At 46.6% G+C, this 16,922-nt stretch carries 15 protein-coding genes; all 15 read right to left on the bottom strand.

All coding sequences use genetic code 11. The features are described 5' to 3' along the window. Positions 1 to 211: 211 nt before the first annotated feature. The 15 genes from htpG to BUA17_RS17235 all read right to left on the bottom strand — a co-directional run bounded on the left by htpG (position 212) and on the right by BUA17_RS17235 (position 16,750). Complete coding sequence (htpG, locus tag BUA17_RS17160; protein ID WP_072734365.1) at positions 212 to 2,092, bottom strand: molecular chaperone HtpG; 1,881 nt, start codon at positions 2,090 to 2,092, stop codon at positions 212 to 214. 882 nt (positions 2,093 to 2,974) lie between these two features. After that, on the bottom strand, positions 2,975 to 3,874 hold the full coding sequence (gene nikC / locus BUA17_RS17165) for a nickel transporter permease (RefSeq protein WP_072734366.1): 900 nt from the start codon (positions 3,872 to 3,874) through the stop codon (positions 2,975 to 2,977). Between the two features lie 24 nt (positions 3,875 to 3,898). Beyond that, positions 3,899 to 4,903: an ABC transporter permease gene (locus BUA17_RS17170; protein ID WP_072734367.1), complete on the bottom strand. Its 1,005-nt coding sequence runs from the start codon at positions 4,901 to 4,903 to the stop codon at positions 3,899 to 3,901. A 152-nt stretch (positions 4,904 to 5,055) separates the two neighbouring features. Next, entirely contained in the window at positions 5,056 to 6,708 is a 1,653-nt protein-coding gene (locus tag BUA17_RS17175; RefSeq protein WP_072734455.1) for an ABC transporter substrate-binding protein, read from the bottom strand. An 843-nt stretch (positions 6,709 to 7,551) separates the two neighbouring features. Continuing rightward, positions 7,552 to 8,481, bottom strand: coding sequence for a glycoside hydrolase family 25 protein (locus BUA17_RS17180; RefSeq protein ID WP_072734368.1), 930 nt, complete (start codon positions 8,479 to 8,481; stop codon positions 7,552 to 7,554). Positions 8,482 to 8,603: 122 nt separating this feature from the next. Beyond that, entirely contained in the window at positions 8,604 to 9,101 is a 498-nt protein-coding gene (locus BUA17_RS17185) for a phage holin family protein (RefSeq protein ID WP_072734369.1), read from the bottom strand. Between the two features lie 212 nt (positions 9,102 to 9,313). After that, positions 9,314 to 10,150, bottom strand: coding sequence for a tail fiber protein (locus BUA17_RS17190; protein ID WP_072734370.1), 837 nt, complete (start codon positions 10,148 to 10,150; stop codon positions 9,314 to 9,316). Then, a complete protein-coding gene (locus BUA17_RS17195) occupies positions 10,151 to 10,696 on the bottom strand; it encodes a putative phage tail protein (protein ID WP_072734371.1) in 546 nt (181 codons plus the stop codon). Then, entirely contained in the window at positions 10,693 to 11,751 is a 1,059-nt protein-coding gene (locus BUA17_RS17200; RefSeq protein WP_072734372.1) for a baseplate J/gp47 family protein, read from the bottom strand. Before BUA17_RS17200 ends, BUA17_RS17195 begins: the two co-directional genes overlap by 4 nt. Then, positions 11,744 to 12,157, bottom strand: a complete 414-nt coding sequence (locus tag BUA17_RS17205) for a DUF2634 domain-containing protein (protein ID WP_072734373.1) — start codon at positions 12,155 to 12,157, stop codon at positions 11,744 to 11,746. The genes BUA17_RS17200 and BUA17_RS17205 overlap by 8 nt, the downstream gene beginning before the upstream one ends. Then, positions 12,154 to 12,411, bottom strand: a complete 258-nt coding sequence (locus BUA17_RS17210) for a DUF2577 family protein (RefSeq protein ID WP_170867869.1) — start codon at positions 12,409 to 12,411, stop codon at positions 12,154 to 12,156. The genes BUA17_RS17205 and BUA17_RS17210 overlap by 4 nt, the downstream gene beginning before the upstream one ends. 6 nt (positions 12,412 to 12,417) lie before the next feature. Next, positions 12,418 to 13,428: an XkdQ/YqbQ family protein gene (locus tag BUA17_RS17215; protein ID WP_072734374.1), complete on the bottom strand. Its 1,011-nt coding sequence runs from the start codon at positions 13,426 to 13,428 to the stop codon at positions 12,418 to 12,420. A 13-nt stretch (positions 13,429 to 13,441) separates the two neighbouring features. Then, the gene (locus BUA17_RS17220) at positions 13,442 to 14,137 is read right to left on the bottom strand and encodes a LysM peptidoglycan-binding domain-containing protein (RefSeq protein WP_072734375.1); all 696 of its coding nucleotides are present in this window, start codon (positions 14,135 to 14,137) and stop codon (positions 13,442 to 13,444) included. Beyond that, positions 14,138 to 16,126, bottom strand: coding sequence for a phage tail family protein (locus tag BUA17_RS17225; protein ID WP_072734376.1), 1,989 nt, complete (start codon positions 16,124 to 16,126; stop codon positions 14,138 to 14,140). A 201-nt stretch (positions 16,127 to 16,327) separates the two neighbouring features. After that, complete coding sequence (locus BUA17_RS17235) at positions 16,328 to 16,750, bottom strand: phage tail assembly chaperone (protein ID WP_036611390.1); 423 nt, start codon at positions 16,748 to 16,750, stop codon at positions 16,328 to 16,330. Positions 16,751 to 16,922: the final 172 nt, after the last annotated feature.

Genomic DNA, 16,922 nt, shown 5'->3' on the forward strand with positions numbered 1-16,922 from the left:
CTGTCTCTCACGTCCCCTCCCCTTAGGTAAGATACAATAAAAAAAACCGACAGGAAGGAAATACCCTGTCGGAGTGCAGATGGTGGTTGCAAGGGTTAGGCCGTTGCAGGTTACAGAAGAACTCTACCGTACCTTAAACCCTTACGTTACGTAAAATGTTGTAATCCTGCTTTCTTATTACACCGGTTGTATTACTGCAGTATTGCGGATTTTAGACCATAACCTTGCAGATATCGTTGGTAAACTCTACCGGGTCTTGAATTGGCAGTCCTTCGATCAGCAATGCTTGATGATACAACAAGCTTGTGTAAAGGCTTAGTTTTTCTTTATCTTGTGCGAATGCGTCTTTGAGGGATTTGAAAACATCGTGATTTACGTTGATCTCCAGAACTTTATCTGCCTGTACATTTTCGCTGTTCGGCATGGCTTTCAGGATTTTCTCCATCTCAATCGTCAGCTCACCTTCAGTGGACAAACATACTGGGTGGCTTCTCAGGCGCTTGGAAGCTTTAACAGCTTTTACTTTGCCGCCAAGCTGCGCTTGCATCGCTTCGAACAACTCTTTGTTGTCGTTGTCCTGTGCGTCCGTCTCTTCTTTGTCTGCACTGTCCTCGATGCCCAGGTCACCGCTGGAGATGGATTTGAATTCTTTCTCTTTATAATTCGTGATCATCTTGATTGCAAACTCATCAATGTCGTCGGTGAAGTACAATACTTCATAACCTTTGTCGAGTACACCCTCGATCTGTGGCAGCTTCTCAATCCGTTCAATGGATTCACCGGATGCGTAGTAGATGTACTTCTGATCTTCCGGCATTCTGGAAACGTACTCGTCCAGACTAACCAATTTCTTCTCTTTGGAAGAAGAGAACAAAAGCAGATCCTGCAGGGTATCCTTGTTCACGCCATAGTCGCTGTATACGCCATACTTCAGCTGACGGCCAAACGCTTGATAGAATTTCTCGTAATTCTCACGCTCGTCCTTGAGCAAGCTTTGCAGTTGGCTCTTGATCTTGTTCTTGATGTTCTTCGCAATCAGGCTGAGTTGACGGTCATGTTGCAGCATTTCACGGGAAATGTTCAGAGACAGATCCTCGGAATCGACCATACCTTTTACAAATCCAAAGTAATCTGGCAGCAAATCACCGCATTTATCCATGATCAATACACCATTAGAGTACAGTTCAAGCCCTTTTTCATACTCTTTTGTATAATAATCAAACGGTGTGTTCTCCGGAATAAACAGGATCGCATTATATACCACTGCGCCATCAGCGCTGATGTGCAAGTGTTTGAGCGGTTTGTCAAAACCGTAGCGTTTTTCCATATAGAAGTTGTTGTAGTCTTCTTCGGTCAGTTCGCTTTTATTTTTACGCCAGATCGGCACCATGCTGTTCACGGTTTGCTCTTCTTTGTACTCCTCGAACTCGTTCTCCGTACCCTCTTTTGGACGCTGACCTGTCACATCCATCTTGATCGGGTAGCGAATGAAGTCGGAGTATTTCTTGATGATGGATCTCAGGCGGTACTCTTCCAAAAATTCGTCATAGGAATCTTCTTCGGTATTTTGTTTGATCGTCAGGACGATTTCCGTACCCACGGAATCTTTCTCGGCTGGAGAGATCGTGTATCCGTCCGCACCTTCGGATTCCCATTTCCATGCTTCGTCGCTGCCCAGCGTTTTACTCGTTACCGTCAGCTTGTCCGCCACCATAAATGCGGAGTAGAAACCAACCCCGAATTGTCCGATGATGTTGTGGCCGTCTTTGGCTTCATTCTCTTTCTTGAACGCCAGCGAGCCGCTCTTCGCGATAACCCCCAGATTGTTCTCCAGCTCTTCCTGCGTCATCCCAATTCCTGTATCGGTCAGCGTGAGCGTGCGGTTCTCTTTGTCGATGGTGAGCTTGATGTAGTAGTCCTCTTTGTTGAAGACGAGTGTGTCGTCCGTGAGTGCTTTGTAATATATTTTGTCAATGGCGTCACTGGAGTTGGAGATCAGTTCTCTCAAAAAGATTTCTCTTTGAGTGTAGATGGAGTTGATCATCATATCCAGCAAGCGTTTGGATTCAGCCTGAAATTCTTTTTTAGCCATGAATGGGTGTCTCCTTTCAAATTGGATATAGAATGATTTGATTGAATATAGAAAGTAAACCTTTGAATACTCCCATGCAGAATATTACGTTACTAGAAAAACCTTTAATCGCTTTGATCACTAGATTATTTTGATTCAATCAATCGTTCATTTAAAATAAGTGCATGATTTTCTGCGGTCTAGCCGTTCCGGTTACGAATCGTTTTTCGGATCGCTGTTATCCCCGAATTTCTTTGATTCCCTTTTTGAAAAGGGAGAAATTAGGGGATAGCGTATGCTTCCGTAGCAGCTTTCCTTCAGAAAGCTTTTAGGCGAACGCTTCGCTTCCTCCAAATCGATTTCGTCCCCTCCACTACTTTTGCATCTGATCAGGAACTGATTTTAAACATTGAGATTTTCTCAATTGAAAATCTATTGATCAATCTTTCGCATGCCAGGCCTTTTCTAGCTCATTCCACTCTCATGTCCTATTCAAAGTTAACTTAATCCATATTCAAAAACACAATCATTCCATATGTAGTCGTGTAGTAAAAACATCATTTGTTAGCACTCCGGTGTTCAGAGTGCTAAACCCTTCCTTTTATATAACATATGGGAAAATTGGGTGTCAATACGATGGCGGTTATTTTAACAAAATCATCGAGTAACACTTTAAGTTTTGCACATCTCTAACCATTTTAGCGCAATACATCATGCAACACAAAAGCCGCCTCGAACCAAAGTTCGAACCGGCTTGGATACAAATTGTAATGAGTACGGGCAGCATTGGCAAGAAATCGCAGAATAAGGCATCCTAGGTTCGTTAGATTGGAACAGAGTTGTAGACTTAGTTAGAGATTCAACTAGAGTTGAAACTAGAAGAGCAACCAGAGATGCAAACCTCTACTTTTTGGCCATCTTTGGATCAAGGGTGTCGCGCAAGCCGTCCCCGAGCAAGTTGAAACCGAGCACGGTGAACATGATGGAAAGTCCAGGGAAAATAAGCGTCCACGGTGCTTTTTGCAGAAACTGGCGGGAATCCGACAGCATTTTGCCCCATTCCGGGTCTGGGGGTTGCGCCCCCATGCCGAGGAACCCAAGCGCAGCTGCTTCAATAATCGCTGTTCCAATCCCCAGTGTGCCTTGTACGATGAGCGGGGTGAGACTATTGGGCAAGATGTGCCGGAACAGAATTCGCATATTGCCAGCCCCCAGCGTACGCGCTGACGTAATGAATTCCTCCTGTCTCAAGCTAAGTACCCTTGAACGCACCAGTCGTCCGTAGGTCGGGATGTTCACGATTGCAATCGCGAGTAGTGCATTTTGTAAGGACGGGCCTAGAATCGCCACGATGGCGATTGCCAATAGGATAGCTGGGAAAGCGAGCAAGATATCGAACAAACGTGAGATGAGCATGTCTGCCCATTTTCCATAATATCCGGCAATCAGACCGAGCAAAGCGCCCGCAATAATAGAGCCAATAACAGAAAAGAAACCAACCCACAATGAAATGCGCGCTCCATGCAGCACTCTGGAAAATACGTCACGTCCGAGATCATCGGTACCAAACCAATGCTCTGCCGAAGGGGCTTGCAGACGATCTGCGAGCACCTGCTCTTTGTAGTCATACGGGGCAATATACGGGGCAGCAAAGGCCAACAGGATGAAAAAAACGATAATGATCAAACCTGCCAGCGCAAGTCGATTTTTCCGAAACGTTCTCCAGGCTTCCCGCCATGGACCTGATGCAGGTGCCGACGCGGCGTCAATAGGTGCTCCGGTATTGGTCGATAATTTGGCCATGCGGCGTCTCCCTTCTGTTCATACTCATTTATAACTAATACGTGGATCGAATACGGCGTACAGCAAGTCCACAATCAGGTTGATCACTACGAAGAAAAATGCCACGATCAGAATGCCGCTCTGGATCACCGGATAGTCTCTAGAACTAATTGCTTCATATATATAGCGACCTACACCGGGCCAGGCAAAGATCGTTTCAGTCAGTACGGCTCCGCCCAGCAAAGATCCGGTCTGTATGCCGATGACGGTGAGCACGGGTATAAACGCATTTTTCAACGCATGTCCATATACGACGAAAAACGGGCCGAGTCCCTTTGCCTTCGCGGTTCGGATATAATCCGAACTCATTACCTCGAGCATGCTGGAACGCGTCATCCGGGCAATAACGGCCATCGGAATTGTGCCGAGCGCGATACTTGGCAGCAGCAAATGTTTCGTTACCGTCCACAGCTGATCCCAACGTCCGGCAATCATCGTATCCAGCACATACAAGCCCGTAATGGCTTCAACCGGATCACGCGCATTCATCCTGCCGATGGATGGCAGCCAGTGCAGTTTATTCGCAAACAGCCACTGCTCCATCAGCCCAAGCCAGAAGATTGGCATCGATACACCCACCAATGCAATGACCATGCAGCAGTAATCAAACCACGAGTTATGTTTCCAAGCACTGACGATCCCTGCATTCACGCCAATAATGATCGCAAACAGCATACTCGCCATCGTTAATTCAAGGGTCGCTGTCAGATAGGGCACAATTTCCTGGGCAATGGGAACCTTGGTGCGGATGGATGTGCCCAGATCTCCCTTAAACAGGTCGCCCAGATAAGCGAAATATTGTTGAAACCATGGTTTGTCCAGTCCGAGCTGGTCACGCAGAGCTTGCTTGGATTGTTCGGTTGCCTTTTGCCCGAGTATGGTCTCGGCCGGATCACCCGGAATGGCGTGGATAATGGAAAAGACGATCAGGGTCATGCCCAGCAGCACGGGCAGTAACACGAGTACACGTTTGACGATGTAACTGTTCACTCCTCATTCACCTGCCTTTAACGTATAAAAAGCGCTGGCAGACATGCATGCTTTAGATCGTTACATCCTGATGTGGGTTCTGCCAAGCATTGCGTGTACGCCAGCGCTTTGAACTAATGAATCATGATAGTACTAACTCAGCTCGTATATAGTTATTCGAAGTAGGCATTAGCATAAGATTCCGTGCCCAATGGGGACGGTACAAAATCCTTCAGGTTCGCTTTACCAGCCAAAATAGGAGTGGTGTGCACAAGTGGAATCCATGGAGCATCTTCCTTAATAATCACTTGCGCTTGCTTGTACAGTTCCGCACGTTTGTCCTGATCCGTTTCTTTCTGCGCACTCGTAAGCAACGTATGCAATTCTTCGTTTACGTAGAAGCTGCGGTTGTTGCCCGGGATTGCATCCTTATCGAGCAGCGTGTACAGGAAGTTATCCGGGTCACCGTTATCACCGGTCCAGCCAAGCATGTAAATATCGTCTTTCTCCCCGGCTTTGGCATCATCCAGATAAGTTGCCCATTCTGGTGATTCGATGTTGACGGTCACTCCGATTTTCTCAAAATCGGCCTGGATCGCTTCGGCAACCTTCTTGCCGTCAGGCATATACGGCCGGGATACTGGCATTGCATAAAATGTTACCGGGTCAGGCAATCCGTCAGGGTAGCCGGCTTCGGCAAGCAACGCTTTTGCTTTTTCCAGATCGTAAGCATAGTCCTCAATACTATCGTTATACCCCCACAGTGTTGGCGGCATCGGGTTCACCGCTGGCTGCGCTTGTCCCGCAAAGAAAGCATCAATAATGCCCTGTTTGTTTACCGCGTGGTTGAGCGCTTGTCTTACTTTCACGTTATCAAACGGTTTTTTCTTAAAGTTGAAGCCAATGTATGACACGTTAAATGGTGGACGCTCGATTTTTTGCAGCTCACTATTTCCCTCAAGGATGGACAGATCGTCCGGGTTCAGATCCTCCATGATATCAATCTCTCCGTTTTGCAGCGCATTGAAGCGAGCCGTATTATCCGGAATCGAACGCACGATCACTTTGTTCAGCTTCGGCAGTCCCTCTTTCCAATAATTCGGATTCTTCTCCAGGGTGATGGAGTCGTTCCGCTTCCACTCTTTGAATACAAACGGGCCTGTGCCTACTGGCTCGCTCTTGAAATTCTCCTTTTTCTCCTGAATCGCAGTTGGACTTGCAATGCCAAATGGCGTCATCGCAATGTTTTGCAGGAAAGGCGCTTGAGGCTGGTTCAGGGTGAACTCGACCGTTGTCTCGTCAATCGCCTTTACTTCCTTGATCACGCGTCCGTCTTCCGGACCGAACATGGAATCGTAATAGTCGAAGGAATCTCCTTCAAATTTATATTCACTAGCCGGATCACTCCATCGGTTGAAGTTGAACACCACAGCCTCTGCGTTAAAATCCGTACCATCGTGGAATTTCACGCCAGACTTCAGCTTGAAGTCATACTTGAGTCCATCCGCCGAAATCTCCCAGCTCTCAGCCAGTCCAGGAACAACCTCGGTTCCACCTTCTTTGTAGTCCAGCAATGAGTCGAATACCTGATGTCCAATCTTCAACGACTCTCCATCCGTAACGATTGCCGGGTCCAGCGCCACAGAATCTCCGCCGCGTCCCATAATCATTGTATCCTGTGCTGCCACTTCTGCTGGAGGCTCACTACCTTCCGCCGGAACGGGGGAATTACCTGTACCCTCGTTACTGGCGCTGGAGCAGCCCGATAGAATCAACACTGTGCTCATGGCCATTGCCATGACCCCGGATAACCACTTTTTTCTCATTCGCATACGTACAACACCCTTCCCTGTCTCATAATGTGTGTGATACTGGCGTGAAAAAACTTCAATGATTACAATCGATCGGTTTGGTGCTTTGTATCATTTGAAAGGCATTAGATGCCTTTGATACCTGTCATGTAAATCTGGATAAGTAAAAGCGTATATATGAAATGTAAAACGGGATGTAACCGTACACATTTTGTAAGTTTTTTCGGATGATTTGACGAGTTGTAAATGCCTGTGGTTGTTGCGTAATAATTGAACTTAGGTCAATAAGCAACAGTAGAATGGTACGGACTTGGTGGCGGCTTAAAAGACTGATTTAGAGAGAACGGTAGTGTTGTTTGGTATGGAATTTGGTATGCAGTTTGGCTAAAGGCTTGGCTTAGGGTTTGACTGCGAGTTAAACGTCATGGCTAAAGTGTAATTGGCAACGTCTAATGATGGCGATTAGCCGGAACAGAAAGTTGGTAAACAGGACATTTAAGTGGTTTCTCAAGCAGGTTGGATTGGATTGTTTTAATACGTTGTGAGATTGATCTAGAGATGTTGGATTTTACAACAGGGAGACATTACAATAACTTTTCATGTTAAAGTCTTGTCATGATGAGGAGGTTTGTGTAAATAAACAGTGGTGAAAAACGATTTCGTGTAACTTACTTTACATCACATTCATCAATTAGACAAGAGATTTACGGACATAAGTCTTCAACTTTATTATATATGTCAATATCATTTACATAAAACACAAAAAAGGAACACTATTCGACAAAAAGTGTCGTGTGTCCCTTGTTGTGTTCCCTCTTTTAAAACCAGGTCCAACTTATATTTTTATGTTAGGTGAGCTTATTTTTTGAATAAACCTCTGCGGTACATGACCGTGATAAAACGGTAAAAATCATAACTCGCCCCACTATCGATGCTGAACAACGGATTCTTGGTGTCATATGCCAGTGCTGCGTCAACGGCCGCTTTCGCCCAGACTGGAACTTCCATCTGCTGGCGCGCCTGCAGTTTATCGACCTGGGATTTGAGCGCATCAAACGCTGCTTTCTCTTCGGCTGTCATCGGTTCGCCCCCTTTCGGTGGTTCGGTTGGATTCGTGGGATTGGTTGGTTCGGGTGGCTTTGGTGTTGCTGTTGCATATTTTGCTTTCAATTCCGCTGCCGATCCTTGGAACTCGTTCATATCCACGTTGCCGCTGATCCCGTTCACCTTGCCCGAGTCCGTATACTGCCAGAACGTCCAACGTTTCCAGGCCGGCTGGTCTTCTGGTACACGTGTGTTGCTGTAACGCGCAATCCATAGATCGTATGAGTTCATCGAAGGTTCAAAATTGCCAGCAAATGAATTGCCCGTGTATATGATCGGTTTCACACCCGTGAGACGTTGCAATTCCGTTAAAAATGCCTTAGCTACCGTGTTGATCTGAGCTTTGCTCAGGTTACCCGGATTGTTCTCGTAGTCCATGACAGGAGGTAATTGCAGCGCCTTGGCGCCTCCTACTTTTTGCAGTGTATTGGCATAATGTGCCGCTTCGGCCTTGGCTGCTTCAGTGGACGTCGCGCGGAAGAAATGATACGTCCCTACCAGCATACCCGCTGCCAGTGCGCCAGTTACGTTTTTTTGGAAATTCGGATCGATATACGTCTGTCCTTCGGTGGCCTTGATGAACACAAATGTCATACCGCTTGCCTTCACTTTGGCCCAATCGATCGCGCCCTGGTAACGGGAGACGTCAATGCCCTGTGTGTTGCCCGAGCTTCTTGTTTGCATGTTTCTCACACCCTTTATGCGGCAAATTGCCGTTTGTATATAGTTAATGCTTGGGGATCAGGGGTTGCTTGTGTGCGTGTCCTGATTGTTGGTAAAAGGTAAGTCGGAAGGCTGAGTTGTAACTATTTTGTGCCATCTCTAGTTTGTGAATCTGTATCATCTGAATCTGCCTGTGAAAAAGAGTCTTTGGTACTCGGGGAGAAGTTACCGGGGAGTTCCCCGGTTCCTCCCTTGCCCTTGAGCACTTCAATAGCCTGCCGGATTACAGGCGGGATCGGTGCGCCCAGCTTGCCCCCATTTTCAATTATAGACAACAACTCATTTGCGATATAAAAAAAGGCGACCGCATCCCTGAACAAATGTCCGTCTCCCAGAACACCGTCCACCAGATGTGCCACCGATACCATTGCAAATATAAACACCTTTCGTGCGATGCCGAACATCCCGACATTACTCTCCAGCTTGCCAGTCATCCCTGCCGCTGCGATGCCTGTCAGGTAATCGAGGATTACGAAAACTAGTAAGACACCGAGCACGCCTGACCAGCCTCCGAAGAAGTAGGTTGCTGAGCTGGTTATTAGGGCGAGGAGCCATTTCCATAGAGTGTCCCATCTTTCCATGGTTTCACCTCCTTTGGCTTTTTATATTTTATTGCTAAAAATAGTCACTGTACTTAGGACAATTCGTCCCTGCTCAGTCCTTGGATTATTGGTTAATAGAAATATAATCTTTGTCCATAACTGTAGTGATAAATGCTTCTAAAGCGTGCCACCTTAAACTTATAGATGATCTGAATATCTATCTCAAAAAATAAACTTATTTTAAATTGAATCTAGGGTACAAATACAACTTCAGGAATGATATATGGGTTGACATTCGCGTAGATAGACGGCATTCCAACTGAATAAGGCCATCGGTATGACCCGCCATCAGGAGAGGCTGTCCAAAATTCTAAATGATCACCAGCATCAAAAGTTAAATCCTCTGTGAAAGTTGTTCCAGGATAAAATTCGCTTGTAGTTCTAAGCACACCATAAGGAAGACCATTTTTGTAAATCCTACACTGACAGCGCATGACAACCGAACTGCCATTCCCACCAGCCGCAAGCGTAAATCTAATTCTGTATTTTCCTGATCTACCAATTCGGTATGTCAGCGATTTCGTAGGAGTAGTACTAGAAGATATGTTCATGTTATATGAGGTTGTTGCAGAAAAAATTAAAATTTCTCCAGGAGACGGGATAACTTCTTTTTTTATATCAGATATTTTCTTTATCAACTGAGCCCAGGAGTCCGATGTGGATGCCAATACACCAATGGAGTTAAGCGCGGCAACCACATTCGCTTTTTGCTCAACTCCAAGCTGCTTTGCCGATATAGCTTCATTAACTGCAATCTTCACTGCTTTCGGCGTAGCAGCCATATCTTCCGAGTTGCTATCAATTGCATTTGACAATTGAACCTTACCCTTCTGCGTCAAAGACGCATCGGGAACATCTATCTCACTCACCGCTTCACGAAGCTTCTCTAAATCTTCCTTAGTCGCCACACTCTCATCAACCTTCTCCCAGTTCTGATCCAGATACTTGTCCAGATCAAAGTTAGTCGTCGATGGTGAGGAACGGTCAATCTTATTCAATCCCAAATTTGGTGTTTTTGGTTCATTCATCTATGCTCCACCTCCTGCAAATTTATCCTGCCGAGTCTGTTCGATCTCCTCCAGTGTCATGCTTTCAACCTCCGCAATCGTCAAATACCGTAGACGATACTCCACAGTCATATGTGCCGGTTTAATGTCCTCAATTGCTGCTTTCAGATCATCCAGATTGGGCGGCAAGCCCCATGTGTCGATGAAGCGGATTCGGATCAAGTACTCCTCGGGCGAAACGGATACATCAATCCCGCCACTTTCGTAGGCCTGCGCCACGTTCTTGAGCATGGAGCCTGAGACTTTGCCGCTGCCGCGCATTTTGGAAATGATTACGGATCTCCGCTGATCATCCGGCTTGGCTTGATTTGTAGGAATCTGCAAATCCCGCTCATACCGCTCCAATGCCCAAGTCGCAGACTCCGGGTAGAATTGGTCTAGCACACTTTCCAAACCCACCGTAAGCTTGTCCAGCTCAACACCTTCGGTCTCTGTAAGAAGCTGCATCTCCAGCACATTCTCATACAACGGGGGCAAAAGTGTCATTAATACCTCTGCTTTACTCATGTCACCTTCACCGTCCCAAGAACGGCTACTGCACCGGGGGCGATCTCCAGATTGGACATGCCACCATTCACCAGCAGATCACTGTAATCGATCACAGGCGGGATATCCAGAATGACATTGGCAATACGTGTCCAACGAACCAACGGATCGGCAAAAGCCAGTTCTTTCAGATACGCCGTAACTCCCGTTTCAATCAGTTTCTTCACGCCCTCGTACGTTGAACCAGAAGCAAGCGTAACCTGTACCTCCACATCGATGGGTATTTCTTCCGCCCCCACCACTGTGACCACAGGTCCGATTGGAGCTGTGCCTTCGCCCATTCCATCATGGGTTGGATCGATATACTCTTGCACCGCCTTAATGACCGCCTCAGCAGGTGTTTGCATTTCGTTGTTCAGCAATGCCACTTTGACTGTACCCGGCCCGTCCCACAGTGGAAAAGCCTTCGCTTTGCCCACACCGGAGTTTTCCCTTGCCCATAACTCATACTGATATTTGTTCGCACTCGTGACCGGACGGGAAACTTTATCCTGATATCGGTCATATAAGGCTTGGTCCGTTTCCTCGTCTTCTCCATGAACCAGCAACTGTGTCAACTCGGCTGTGGTAAGACCAGCAATATAATCGATGGGCAGCAGTGCCCCCGTATATTCATTACCTTCCGCTCCCGCGACCTCACATTCCAACACATATTGCCCTGCCGCGATGCGTTCCACAACAACATACACCCGATCCCCAGTGGAAAAACGACTCTCCAAAGGAACTTCAACAGGCTTTCCTTCGTTATCCCGGAAACTGCCAACCCAACGTGCCTTCGTGGTCGCTTTCCGACTAATGCCAGACCAAGCCACCGCACGATCCAGATACTCTCCAGATGCTGTATCCGCAAACTTCAGGTTGGAGTTCACATCCAGCTCTATATACATCTGAGCCATTTCCACTGCCGCTGGCGCAAGCGCATCATAGATAATGCTGCCTTCACGTTTATCCACACCATCCGGTACCCTGTCCAGCATTCGGTTTAAAATAACTTCAAACGTCTGCTCTTCATACATCCATGTTCACCTCCGTCTCTTCCCTAAAGCTGCCAAAATCCGTTTCCACGGTAAAAGAAACCCGTACCCCGTCAGCCTCGTGGACAAAATCAAACTCCGTTACATCCGATATACGATCATCCGGAAGCAATGCTTCGCGAATCCAGCGTTCCAGTTCCGATTCAACCATGGATCTCCCGGCCATTCCTTCCCAGGACCATTCCATGCCGTAATCCGAAGAATAGATTAGATGCTCGTAGCGGCGTGTGGACAACGCTTTATACACCGCCTGTTTTACCGCATCTTTTCCATCCAGTTGCAGTCTTCCAATTCGCTGTCCTGAAGCTTGAAACACATACGTCAAACTTGGAAGCACAGCAGCCTCTTCCTGATCTTCTGCGCTAATCTGCGCACCATGTGGAATCATGGATTCACCAGCCGATCCAGCACAACAAAGCTGTCTCCACCTTGAACACGTAACAACAAGACATGGTCACCCACGGTCCAAGCTTTGTTCACTACGGATTCCGGCAGTACCAGAAAAGGCTCAGCCAATGTCAACCGTTGTTCAACGGTGATCTCCAAAGGCTGTGTGTTTGTCACGCTTCCGTACATTACCTGAACGGGAGACTTGGCATCTACAGCGGCGACCGCCGCCTTTTTAATCACGTCCAGCATCATTTATCGTTACACCACCTTCAAATCCAGTGACATCGTATGCACGCCCCCCTGTACCTTATGCGTACATTCGTCTACCAGAAAATATTGATTAATCTTGAGTTCATTGATCTGGATGTTGACAAAACTGCCTGCCCTTACCTTGAAATCACCAAGCGCATCCACTTTCAACGTCTGTGTCTCGCGATTACGGAGGGTCATCAGGGTCTTCAGCATGGCATCAATCTGGCCTTCGTTCAGACCATCGTCCGCTTTTTGGTACAAAAAAAGCAGCCCCCATTGACGGATGCTGCCTGAATCCTGATGCACAAACGTTTCTCTTTTGCCCGTATCCTTGTTGTCCCGATACAGCTTGATCTTGTTATACGTCTGGTCGTCAATCGACCTAGTGTAACTGTAATCCGTGAGCAGACTGTTATCCCCAATGACAAATCCATAAGGCATCTCTTCCACATCCCGAAGCTCAAGCTTGCCGAAATCATCGTAGAAGATGTAGTTTTTGCCGCCATAGATCAACGTTCGGTCGAGCGCCTCACAGATCATGTCAATCAGCTTTTTGTTATCAAATAACATGCGCGGAATAACATATTTCGGCTGGATCAGCTCGCCTACCTTTAACTGAAAGTCGGTAGCAATTCGTTTGATCACATCCATAGCCGTTGCGTTAACGAATTTGTACGTCTGATTCGCGGTCAGATAACGAGTCTGGTCGTAGGCTTTGATTTTGATACTTTCGTTCTTACCACTATCCACCGAGAAGATATATCCATAAAATATGCCTACCTCGTTGCTGATATATTTCACGACATATCCATTCTCATAGGTGAATTTCTTATTCTGGTACAGACTGCCCTTGATCAACGTGAATTCCAGAGAGGAAGGCTTGCCGATACGGGAGGTTTTGTACGTAATGTCACCAGCAATTTCGCTAATGTCCCAGATGTTGCCCTGTTTGTCATCCAGTAATAACCGTTCCTTGATGTTTGCCAGCTTATCATCCAGCTTGATCTGCTCTTGCATTTTACCTCTCCTTTCACGGAAGCTTGATCACAAGTCCAATCGGCAACTTCTTCAGTTCTGCATCTTTGATGCCATTCAGCTTCTGCAGCTCTTTCCAGCGAGATCCATCTCCCAGATGGGCTTTAGCTACAGACCACAAGGAGTCTCCTGCTTTAAGTGTGACGGTCTTCGGCTGAATTTTTTCATTGGGCCGGGAGGCTTTGGTTTTTGTTTTTGAAGCAGCAGTATCCTTACTGTCCTTGAGTGGCACTACTTTTTTGGCGGCATAAAAGATAAACTGCTTCAGCTTGATATCATACTGGATATCGCCCACCGTACCCGCTGTCTCCTTCCAGTCGAAGCTCTCAATGGAAACAGCCATATTAATGGTGTACCTTGCACTGGAAAAGAAAAGCCTGACGGGTCTGCCCGTCTGCATCCAACGGATGATCTTTTTCACATATTCATAGGGATCACGGTAAAACTGCTTCTGAATTGCCGGATGTCTTGCATCGTAGTTCAGATGATACGGGCTGTAGTCTGCCGGAAAAATCCCGCTGAAACTGACTTCACGCAGCTTCGGCGATTTGATCACGTTAATTTCACCCAAAGCGCTAACGTTAAATGTACTGCCATCTCCCGAATCCGAAAACTCAATGCTCTCTGGTGTCACCGGGAAAAACATGTATTCAGAGCGATTATTGAAGCTTAGTTGAATATAATATTCCACTTATCCATACACCCCCTGGGCACTGGAGACGATCTGACTGTTCAGTCCATCGGTGATTTTGCTGATGATGCTGTCCACGTCATGTCCGCTGTTGATATCACCCGTGGTGACCTGAACAGTTGGCGTCAGACTGACAAATCGCTGAATCGCCTGCATCTCAGCAAGCTCACGCATCAGTTTTAGATCTTCACTGGTGACATCCACTGTACCATCCACATCACCGATCTTGTCCACCTGTCCGATATTGTTGATTTTGTTGATGTTACTCATGTTGTTGTTGGGAACGACCGTGGGAGCAGGTGCAGTTGGTATGGAAGGCATAGGAGGTGTTTTGGGTATTTCGGGTGTGAAGTCTTTGCCAAAATTACCGCCTGGTAGACCTTTATCCTTGGAATCCGCATTCGAGGTTGAAGAGAAACCAGAAAGTAAATCCTCCGCAACCTGCTGACCATCTTCAAAAGCTTTAGGATTGTATTCTCCGTCCATTTTGAAAAATGTCTTCACATCTTTGTCACTCGTAGGCTCCCAGGATTCCAGGCCTTTCTTCCACTCCTTTATTTGCTTGCCACCTAAATTAATATCTGACTCTTGAAACAAACCAATATTAAAGCCAAAAGTTTTGTTAACCAGTTTGATCAGACTGTTAAGCCCACCATTAATTCGTTCCATGGCATCTTCAATTACAGTTACGACATTATAGAATATATCAAGTATGAAAATCCCCATGTCTTTAAATAACTTCTGTATGGCATATACTGGGTCTATGAAAAAGTTAACAACAGCCTCCCCCAGCGAAGCAAACAGGTTCCACACTGTAGCCACAACTACGCGTACGATTTCTCCAAGCATCATAAATGAACCAATAATAACTCCCAGGATCTGTGTACCTGACATCCCCATCATGTTCAGGATTCCAATAACTGCCGCAATCGCAGCAATTGCCAAAAGAATCGGCCAATTCAACAATAACCACGCAGCAACTAGACTATAGACTTGTGCGATGACCAATGCCAGTACAACAATTGCCAATGCCATCAGGATAGGCTGAATGATATCCCAGTTCTGCTGAATCACGGCTGCAAGGTATAAAATACCGTTTACCAGCATCGTCAACGCGTTTGCCGCAACAGTAAATGCATTACTAATCCACTCAATAATGACCGTGAACTCCCCATTTGCAAAGGCTTCATTTAATCGATCAAGTAAAGGCGTCAACGCAACAAGAGCTGCCTGTCCAATCTGGCCGAGAACCCCATTAAACTGATTAACTAATGCATTCCACTTCTGCAACGGTGAATCCAACATGGTGTCGAAAGCCTGTTGAGTATAGCCTTGTTTTTGTAGAATGACATCAAGCTTTGTGATAAACCCATCCAGATTGGATGAATCAATGGTTTGTTGCAGACCCGCTCCGCTAAGAGCTTCTGCAGGAATGTTAAAAGAATTGGCAAGTTCAACGTTGTCTCCGTTCATGGCAGCGACCAAGGCACTGGATGCATCTGACATACTTTTTCCATCTGGAGAAAGCATACTCAACCGTTTAGTCATATCTCTCAGTTGGTCAACCTGATCCGTATTCTGTGCATATGGGATGAGCGATAGCGCACCTTTCAAAGCATCAGTAACATTCTGTCCGCTCTTGAACGCTTCCGCACGGTACCGATTAAAGATCGTCTCCCCTTGAGCATCATCACCCGTAGTAGCCATATAGCGATGCTTCAGATCCTCTTCCTGCGCCGCTGGTACAAGAACCGCTTGTCCTGCTGATTTCATCATGCTGATCCAGGAACGCACGCGCTGGGCTCCTTCTGTAAAGGCAGCATTTACCTTAGCCTGTTCTTCTGACACACCTTGGAGTAAGTTGCCTGCCAACTGAATTCGGCTCAGATTTCCAGGGTTGAATACCGAATTGATTACGGTAGGCAGATTTTGAAATTGCTGAACCATATTGTTTGACATGATATACAGTCTTGCAAACATGGCATACATTCATTTCTCCCTCCTTTCCCTTTTATTTTTTCCGGGCGCGATTCTTGGACCGTTCTTTCTTCTCTTCCTCCACCCGGATGGATATCATTGCATAGATGGCCGCTCGTTCTCGCATCGAGAAGGCCATTAGCTCATGAGGCAAAATGTTCAATTCATGGAGAGCGTAATAAGCCAGGTTGGCTTCGGAATCGCCCTCTTTAATTAGTTTTTTACGTCATCCACCAGTTCGTTCATGTCCTGATTGAAGCCGTTCAGCTTCTGAACCTGTTCGCCGAGCGAAGCAAATTCCCCAGGCAACAGCATTTTCCGCAAAAGCGACTCTGCCCCCATTACGCCATATGAACGCTGGAGTTCTGCATTTTTCAAATCTGGATACACGACACTGGCACTCATCAGGCGAGCCATGTAATCATTCGCATCGATGTCAGGTGTGTAGACACCGTTCTTGCCCTTGATTTTGCGGGTAGCCGCCTTGCGGCATTCCTGGTTCTCGTCCTCGGTCATGCTTCGCAGTTTCCAGGCAACCGGCTCGCCTTTCTCATCTTTGAAACGGGGAGATACGATAAACTCCTCCGTTGTATCAGTTGCTGCATTTTGGGCAAAAAACATACTCAATCCACTCATGTATTGTTCCTCCTCTAAAGTTAGGTCCCCCGCCGCACGAAGCGACGAAGAACAGTATTTTGACACGCCAAATAGCCCGTAACACAGGCAAGTTGAACAAGTTTCTTTTATTTTATTTTACAAACCCACTCTAAAATCAAACTCGTTATTCATTTATGGTTCATATGTCGCA

The organism is Paenibacillus sp. ov031, assembly GCF_900143165.1.
Lineage (GTDB): Bacteria > Bacillota > Bacilli > Paenibacillales > Paenibacillaceae > Paenibacillus > Paenibacillus marchantiae.

Bases quoted from the DNA above. Each gene is read 5' to 3' on its own strand.
- htpG (WP_072734365.1), bottom strand. From the start codon at position 2,092: ATGGCTAAAAAAGAATTTCAGGCTGAATCCAAACGCTTGCTGGATATG.
- nikC (WP_072734366.1), bottom strand. From the start codon at position 3,874: ATGGCCAAATTATCGACCAATACCGGAGCACCTATTGACGCCGCGTCG.
- BUA17_RS17175 (WP_072734455.1), bottom strand. From the start codon at position 6,708: ATGAGAAAAAAGTGGTTATCCGGGGTCATGGCAATGGCCATGAGCACA.
- BUA17_RS17180 (WP_072734368.1), bottom strand. From the start codon at position 8,481: ATGCAAACAAGAAGCTCGGGCAACACACAGGGCATTGACGTCTCCCGT.
- BUA17_RS17185 (WP_072734369.1), bottom strand. From the start codon at position 9,101: ATGGAAAGATGGGACACTCTATGGAAATGGCTCCTCGCCCTAATAACC.
- BUA17_RS17190 (WP_072734370.1), bottom strand. From the start codon at position 10,150: ATGAATGAACCAAAAACACCAAATTTGGGATTGAATAAGATTGACCGT.
- BUA17_RS17195 (WP_072734371.1), bottom strand. From the start codon at position 10,696: ATGAGTAAAGCAGAGGTATTAATGACACTTTTGCCCCCGTTGTATGAG.
- BUA17_RS17200 (WP_072734372.1), bottom strand. From the start codon at position 11,751: ATGTATGAAGAGCAGACGTTTGAAGTTATTTTAAACCGAATGCTGGAC.
- BUA17_RS17205 (WP_072734373.1), bottom strand. From the start codon at position 12,157: ATGATTCCACATGGTGCGCAGATTAGCGCAGAAGATCAGGAAGAGGCT.
- BUA17_RS17210 (WP_170867869.1), bottom strand. From the start codon at position 12,411: ATGATGCTGGACGTGATTAAAAAGGCGGCGGTCGCCGCTGTAGATGCC.
- BUA17_RS17215 (WP_072734374.1), bottom strand. From the start codon at position 13,428: ATGCAAGAGCAGATCAAGCTGGATGATAAGCTGGCAAACATCAAGGAA.
- BUA17_RS17225 (WP_072734376.1), bottom strand. From the start codon at position 16,126: ATGTATGCCATGTTTGCAAGACTGTATATCATGTCAAACAATATGGTT.
- BUA17_RS17235 (WP_036611390.1), bottom strand. From the start codon at position 16,750: ATGAGTGGATTGAGTATGTTTTTTGCCCAAAATGCAGCAACTGATACA.